This is a genomic window from Stappia sp. BW2 (genome assembly GCF_008107695.1).
Taxonomy (GTDB): Bacteria; Pseudomonadota; Alphaproteobacteria; order Rhizobiales; family Stappiaceae; genus Roseibium.
The window spans coordinates 439,266-446,477 of sequence record NZ_VIRG01000053.1; the positions used below are offsets into that span (position 1 = coordinate 439,266).

General features: G+C 53.9%; 6 protein-coding genes. 5 read left to right on the plus strand and 1 reads right to left on the minus strand.

The features are described from left to right. The first annotated feature begins 865 nt into the window (after positions 1-865). The 4 genes from FMN63_RS06255 to FMN63_RS06270 are packed head-to-tail and all read left to right on the plus strand — an operon-like array spanning position 866 to position 4,298. Positions 866-1,486, plus strand: coding sequence for a sugar transferase (locus FMN63_RS06255; RefSeq protein ID WP_148583082.1), 621 nt, complete (start codon positions 866-868; stop codon positions 1,484-1,486). Continuing rightward, entirely contained in the window at positions 1,483-2,403 is a 921-nt protein-coding gene (locus FMN63_RS06260; RefSeq protein ID WP_148583083.1) for a methionyl-tRNA formyltransferase, read from the plus strand. Before FMN63_RS06255 ends, FMN63_RS06260 begins: the two co-directional genes overlap by 4 nt. Beyond that, on the plus strand, positions 2,400-3,089 hold the full coding sequence (locus tag FMN63_RS06265) for a PIG-L deacetylase family protein (protein WP_148583084.1): 690 nt from the start codon (positions 2,400-2,402) through the stop codon (positions 3,087-3,089). Before FMN63_RS06260 ends, FMN63_RS06265 begins: the two co-directional genes overlap by 4 nt. 12 nt (positions 3,090-3,101) lie before the next feature. After that, the gene (locus tag FMN63_RS06270; RefSeq protein ID WP_148583085.1) at positions 3,102-4,298 is read left to right on the plus strand and encodes a DegT/DnrJ/EryC1/StrS aminotransferase family protein; all 1,197 of its coding nucleotides are present in this window, start codon (positions 3,102-3,104) and stop codon (positions 4,296-4,298) included. Between the two features lie 104 nt (positions 4,299-4,402). Here the strand turns inward: FMN63_RS06270 and FMN63_RS06275 are convergent, their stop codons facing one another. After that, positions 4,403-5,494, minus strand: a complete 1,092-nt coding sequence (locus FMN63_RS06275; RefSeq protein WP_148583086.1) for an acyltransferase family protein — start codon at positions 5,492-5,494, stop codon at positions 4,403-4,405. A 654-nt stretch (positions 5,495-6,148) separates the two neighbouring features. Here FMN63_RS06275 and FMN63_RS06280 point away from each other — a divergent pair. After that, positions 6,149-6,928 carry an AAA family ATPase gene (locus tag FMN63_RS06280; RefSeq protein WP_205513867.1) on the plus strand — a complete coding sequence of 260 codons (780 nt, stop codon included), beginning with the start codon at positions 6,149-6,151 and terminating at the stop codon, positions 6,926-6,928. Positions 6,929-7,212 lie beyond the last annotated feature (284 nt).

Here is a 7,212-nt window from a genome sequence, read left to right on the forward strand (position 1 = left end):
TTCTAACGGACTGATTATTCTTGATTTTTGTCTGCTGTGACGGCGGCTTAGCTACAAAAATGAAAATATAAAATCAGATTTCTACTCAAGAATGTAGTAACGATAAATATTTCCAATTTTTCCGAAGATTTTCCCATTAATTGGGCATTGATCACTTAAAATGATGATCTGATTTATAAAATATAATCTTCAGAACACGAAACAAGCGCAAACGTCACAGGTTTCCATGTCAAATTTAGTCTTGCAATTTCAACCGATGGTGTAACACATTCCCCAAGGTTAATAAATAGTTTTTTTCCACAAAATTTTTTAATCGTTTCAAAAAGCCCCTTTTCCGGCCTTTCTGAACTCCAAAATGAAATAGAAAACTTTATGAAAATCTGTATGTTACGCGAAATGCGCTTTGACAGTGGAAAAAACACCATCGTCATAATCGCCGAGCCTGTTTCAGGTCGCCTGCGGCGCGTTTCCGTGTCAGCAGAATGCGCACACAGTCGCCACGCGGATCACGCAGCTGCCAGAGCGGTCAGGTCAACACAGAGAAGGACAAAAAAGTTCAACACAGGATCGCTTCGAGTTCTAAACACAACCATGCCGACATTTTTTCCAGAGGCTGTGAAACAAGGATTTCCGATACGCTCCTACACCCGAAAATTGGCAGATTTTAAAAGGCTTCCTCGAAGGCATTTTCGCAGGACAGGCCAAATGTTCGATTCGAAATGAGAGTTTCACTTGTAAATTCTCGCGAGGTTGCCAATAATGTGGGATCGATGCTTCTTGGGGGATCGATATTTTTTATTCTGGTTTTATTGGCCTTCAGAATTTTCTCTGAGTTTTTTTATGATTTCAGGAGCCAAGGATTCCGATGAACAGGTTTATCGAAATTTTTTTGTGCCTTTGCGCCCTTATCGTTGCGTTTCCATTGTTTCTGTTCGCAGCCATCGCCACGTTTCTGACGCTTGGCCAGCCGGTTTTTTTCACGCAAACACGTGCGGGCAAAGGCGGCACGGTGTTCTGTCTTGCCAAGCTCCGCACCATGAGTGATGCACGTGACGCGAGCGGGAACTTGCTCCCCGATGACAAACGCGTTTCTGCTGCTGGAAAACTGCTGAGACGCATGCGTCTTGATGAATATCCGCAACTGTTGTCGATCATTCGTGGTGACATGGCCTTGGTCGGGCCGCGCCCGCTGAAGCCGGAAACAATCGTCCAATTCGGTCCGGACGGACAGAGGCGCGGATCCGTACGACCCGGGCTGACAGGATGGGCGCAGGTCAGCGGCAATACGGCGTTGAGCAATGAAGAAAAATTACGGCTAGACCTTTGGTACATTGCCCATCGGTCCGCGGCGCTCGATCTCAAGATCATCTTTGAAACTGTCGGGGTCGCCCTGTTCGGTGAGCACCGCAACGCGAGCCGACTGGACGACGCCAGCTCCTGGCAAGATCTCGATAACGGGATAGAAAACAACCGGGTTTCCGCATGAAGACTGTCTTTGTGGGCGCGGTTGAAGGCTCGCTTGAAGCTCTCACCGCAATTTGCGCTGCCGGTCACATTCCGTCCCTCGTGGTGACGCTGCCACCGGAACTGTCCGCACGCCATTCCGATTTTGCCGATCTTGCACCGATGGCGGAAAAATACGGCGTGCCGGTTCACCACACCTCACGATCCGACTCCGAGGAGACGCTCAAGGTCCTTCGGGACGTCGCGCCTGATTTGATACTTGTCATCGGCTGGTCCCAGATCTGCGGGCCGGATTTTCGCGCGATTCCCCGGCTTGGCTGTATCGGTTTTCATCCCTCAGCGCTGCCCCGCCTGCGCGGTCGGGGCGTTATTCCCTGGACAATCCTGCAGGGCGAGGCAGAGGCCGGCGCAACGCTGTTCTGGCTTGGCGAGGGCGTGGACGACGGACCGGTCGCAGCGCAGATGCTGTATGAAATAGACCCGGACACAATCACCGCCCGCGAGCTTTACGACCGCGTCCGAAATGCGGTGTCGCAGATGCTCCCTCCCCTCCTGACCAGGATTCGGTCGGGTGACGTCCCGTCGGAACCGCAATCGGAAGACGGCGTCAGCATATGCGCGCGGCGACGCCCGGAAGATGGCCTTATCGACTGGACCCGCCCTGCGGCCGAAATCGACCGGCTTATCCGGGCCGTTGGCCCTCCGTATCCCGGCGCTTTTACCCAGACATCCAACGGCAGCACGCTGACTGTGCTCCGCGCAAGGCACTGTCCTCACAAAGGCCGCTACATCGGCCTGCCAGGCCAGGTCCAGGCAGTTGACGGGTCGGTCTTCACCGTCGCGTGCGGCGATGGGCTATGCCTTGAAATTCTCGAATGGACCGGACCGGACCGGTGCCCCGGTCTTCATTCCAAACTTAGCAGTCGGGCAGTATCATGAATTCTCCAATCTTCAATGGCGACGGTCCGGCACTCGTGATCGCGCCTCATCCTGATGACGAGGTGCTGGGTGCCGGAGGCACAATCGCACGTCTTGCCGATCAGGGCAGAACGGTGCATGTCGCAATCGTCACACGTGGCCGCGCGCCCCGGTTCTCTGACGAGCAGACCAGCAAGGTTCGTGAAGAAGCCGCGGCCGCACACACGCATCTTGGCATTTCGCAGACCCACTGGCTTGATTTTCCGGCAGCAGAACTGGCCGAGCATCCTCATGCCGAACTGAACGGCGGGCTGGGGACACTCGTGCGGGATCTTGACCCGTCTCTGGTCCTCGCTCCGCATCCGGGCGACATCCACCTCGACCATCAGCTCTGCTTCCTGTCCACGCTGGTCGCCAGCCGACCGCATCAGGCAAAACATCCGTCGGTCATCGCCGCTTACGAAACGCTGTCGGAAACCAACTGGAATGCGCCGTACCTCACGCCGGCATTCGTTCCGAACGTCTTCGTGGACATTTCAGCAACGCTTGATCGCAAGCTTGAAGCTTTCCAGCTGTTCGCAAGTCAGGTTCGCGAGGCCCCGCACGAAAGATCGGTGGAGGCCCTCAGGGCCCTGGCCACCTTGCGCGGAGCAACCGTTCACCGTTCTGCCGCCGAGGGGTTCGTCCTCGTGCGGTGTGTGGTCTAAGGGGAGAGGAACATGGGTGGATGGCCAGTCTACACTGAGGAAGAGATCGACGCCGTCACCGGCATCCTCCGGTCCGGTAAGGTGAATGCCTGGACCGGCCCGGACATCTCCACCTTCGAGACCGAATATCGCGACTACACGGGCGCCGCTCACGCAATCGCAATGGCCAACGGCTCGGTTACCCTGGACACGGCGCTGCGGGTTCTCGACGTTCAACCGGGCGACGAAGTCATTGTGACGCCGCGCAGCTTCGTAGCCTCTGCCAGCTGCGTGCTTCTTGCCGGAGGAATCCCCGTCTTCGCAGACATCGATCCGGACAGTCAGAACATCACACCGCAGACGATTGCGCCCCTCATCACCCCGCGAACAGTCGGCATCCTTCCCGTACATCTGGCAGGCTGGCCCTGCGACATGGACGGCATCCTGGACCTCGCCCGCGCCCACGATTTGTGGGTGATTGAGGATTGCGCCCAGGCGCACGGCGCTATGATCGGTCAGCGGCATGTGGGCACACTGGGTGATTTCGGCTCCTATTCCTTCTGCCAGGACAAGATAATCTCGACCGGCGGCGAAGGGGGAATGCTGCTCACCGACAACCCCGACCTCTGGTCTCGTGCCTGGAGCTTCAAGGACCACGGCAAGGGCTACAAGACGGTATTCGAAAAGCCCCATCTGCCCGGCTTCCGGTGGCTGCATGATTCAGGCCCGGGCACCAACCTTCGCATGACGGGACTTTCAGCTGCAATCGGGCGCATACAATTGTCGCGGCTCGGCGAAACGCGCGCCCACCGGACGCGTAATGCCATGACGCTTGCCGAGATCCTCAGTGGGTCGAGTGCCTTGCGGGTGCCCCTCCCCGCTCCGTCTCTCACCCATGCCTATTATCGGTTCTACGCATTTGTGCGTCCTGAAGCCATGGCCGACGGCTGGTCGCGTGACCGGATCCTCTCCGAAATTGCCGAAGCCGGGCTGCCGGCGTTTTCCGGAAGTTGTTCCGAAGTCTACCGCGAAGCAATCTTTCGCGATCAAGGGCTCGGTCCCACCGAGCCGCTTCCCGTTGCCAGACAATTGGGTGAGACAAGCCTTGCGTTCCTCGTTGATACCACCTGGGAACACGAGAGGATCGTCGAGTTGGCCGAAAAGGTCGTTTCGATCGCCAACCGATCGCTTGCGATGTCACCCAGGTCTCACGCAACGGTGTCCGTCTGAGACGGCCCAACCGCATCTTGCCGGAAAGTTTCTGACAGGCCTCGATGCCGCCACACATCCCGTGGGCCGGCACCGACCGGTTATTGACGGTACACGCAACGCTGTTAAGCGTTTTGAACCCGTCTGCTTCGATAGATTTTCTGCCCGAAATAGATCTGGTACGGCATCCGCTCGAATATCAGATAGGAAAAATGCGAAAAAAGCGTCGTCAGGCAGAACACCGTCGTCCCGAACAGCAGCAACGACAGGAATATGTTTTCGCCAAACATATTCATGGATGAGAAGAGGTACCTCGTCGCGAAATAGATATATGGATGAACGAGATAGAAACTGTAGCTTATGGTTCCGAAATAGAACATGACCCGGTTGCTCAGCAATTTTCCGGTCAGACTGTCTCTCGAAGCGGCAAAGAAGAAATAGGTCGCGGTGGACAGGACCAGCAGGGCCGGAGCCGGAATGATGGTCGGATAGGCATCGTAGAACTCGTAGGTCCGAAACTTGAAGTCCCACGTGGTTGCCAGATAGACCCAGACGACAAAGGCAATTGCCTCAAGTGTTTTGGTGTATTTCAGTCCTCGCGTAATCTCACTCTTGTACAGCCAGAAAATGGCAGCCCCGGACAGAAAGAACAGGGCTTTCGGATAGTGGTATGTGAACAGGATCGGTATCGCGAGGGATGCCACCTTCCAGAAAATGTTCATTTTCCGTGTCAGGAAAAAATACGTCATGCACGACAGCGTATAGAAAATCACCTCATAGCTCAGGCTCCAGGCGTTCGGCGCAACCTGCTTAGTCGGCGTGAACAAGTCCAGGAAGGTCAGGGAAAAGAAGACTGACTCAAGGTTGTTCAGGTCCGGATATCTGTTTGTCACGCCATTGAGCACGGCAAAGAACAATGTCGACACCAGAAAGAGTGGATAGAGCCTCAGCAGCCGCCTCAGGGCAAATTCTTTTGGAGAATATCTCATCACACTCGGCAGGATGACAAACCCGCTGATGACGAAGAACAGCATCACGCCAAACGTTCCGAAATTGTGAAACGGCACAATCCCTTCAACATATCCCGGCCTGTCATTGTAAATGTGCTCGGCCGTACCACCGAGAATATGGGCAATCAGCACCATGATGGACGCAACGCCGCGCAGACCATGTACGGAATAATTGAATTGTGAGCTTTGTTGCGAAGTGGAAAACATAGCGGACCATATTCATTTTGCGAAAAACAAAGGAAAAACGGTAATCGTCAGTCGTCGTAAGGCCGAAACGACTGCGTCGCCCGACATTGAAAAATCACTCGGAAGTTCTGTATCCAGCCTCATCAGCTGGTTCACGCCGGTATCCGTTCGATGTTAAAGACCGTGCGAGCGCAAATATTATTCTTCAATTTAAAATCAGTATTAGCGAAATAGTATCGCAAACCATTGCATTGTCAATTTTGATTTGCCCGCCGATAGGCTCCGCTAAATCGTACATACCCTCTCTTTTAGTAAGGTCGTAAGCACCTTCACATCTACCTCTACGATTTTTGCTTTATACAGCAGGATCTTGTCACGCTTTCAGTCGATAGGCTGTCCGCATGGCTCAAGGTTGGATTTTTAAAAGTCCAGAGCTGGCCCCACACCACCTGCTGGTCCAATCTCACCAAACGTTGCAACGAGACAAAGCGGCCTCCTTATCGGCAAGAATAATCAAAGCTCCATCGGCGAGCTAATTCGGGACGTCGCCTGACGGGTTGTGGCTATTGTCTCACTATAGGTAACTTCTGCAAAATGGACATATGAACGATTCTTCAAACTGTCCGATATCGTCAAAACGCAATCTGGATTGCTTTTCAAAGGACAATTTTTCTCGTGTATCTGGACAGGATAAAACGAAAAAAAGTCACGCAGGCCGCCGAAGAATTCCCATGGACCGTACAGTCACTGAATTCATTTAACGTCCTGGACTTCACCACTTCGGTGACATTTCTTGTAGGCGACAATGGATCCGGCAAATCTACCTTACTTGAGGGTCTGGCTTACGGCATGGGGGCCTATGCAGTCGGTTCCAACAACTCGGTGGCAAGCGATCCGCTCCTTCACCATGCGCGCCTGGTAGCTGAAGCCTTTTATTTTGAACGCAGATCCCGGCCAAAGACAAAAATGTTCTTGCGAGCGGAGGATGTCTACGGGTTCATCAAGGCTGAGATTGCCGAAGCATCAGACCTTGAGGCCGAGGCTTCGGAGATCATGGCCTCGGACCGCCCTAGTGCAACGGCGGCAAACATGCTTTTGGATACGGCAAGATCCATCCGACAAAGCGATCCTGACGGCCGCTCTCATGGTGAGACATTTCTGAAAATATTGGGTTCGCGGCTCCACACCGGTGGCTTGTACTTCCTGGATGAGCCGGAGACACCTCTTTCGCCGGCGAGGCAGCTATCCCTGCTTTTCCTGATCCAGGATCTCGCAACTGGTGGCGCTCAATTTATCATCGCCACCCACTCACCCATATTGTTGGCTCTGCCAGGCGCCACAATTCTCCAATTGGACAGACATGGGATCACCCAGACCGAATACGAAGACGTTGAGAACGTCTCCTTCATGAAAGCCTTTTTACAAAGGCCGGAGCTGTTTCTGGACACCGACTGAATAGCGCTTCGGATTTTTGTCGATTGCACTAATGTTAGCCGTAGTTCCTGACATTGCTGCCTGTAGTGACCTAGAAAAAGCCTCATGGGATATATCCATTCGGACCGGGCTTTTAGTTTGTTTTGATGTGGCCAGCCACCGTTTTCCCCCTTCTATGTGCGCCGTGAGCTCCGACCGACAAGGATTCGCTGTGAGTTTTTGCTTGTTTGTGTGGGACTGGAGTCCAGCTATCGGTGTCCTTGTGAGTTTAAGAACCTGGATGCCGTTGTGCGAATAACAAAAAA

Bases quoted from the DNA above. Each gene is read 5' to 3' on its own strand.
- FMN63_RS06255 (WP_148583082.1), top strand. From the start codon at position 866: ATGAACAGGTTTATCGAAATTTTTTTGTGCCTTTGCGCCCTTATCGTT.
- FMN63_RS06260 (WP_148583083.1), top strand. From the start codon at position 1,483: ATGAAGACTGTCTTTGTGGGCGCGGTTGAAGGCTCGCTTGAAGCTCTC.
- FMN63_RS06265 (WP_148583084.1), top strand. From the start codon at position 2,400: ATGAATTCTCCAATCTTCAATGGCGACGGTCCGGCACTCGTGATCGCG.
- FMN63_RS06270 (WP_148583085.1), top strand. From the start codon at position 3,102: ATGGGTGGATGGCCAGTCTACACTGAGGAAGAGATCGACGCCGTCACC.
- FMN63_RS06275 (WP_148583086.1), bottom strand. From the start codon at position 5,494: ATGTTTTCCACTTCGCAACAAAGCTCACAATTCAATTATTCCGTACAT.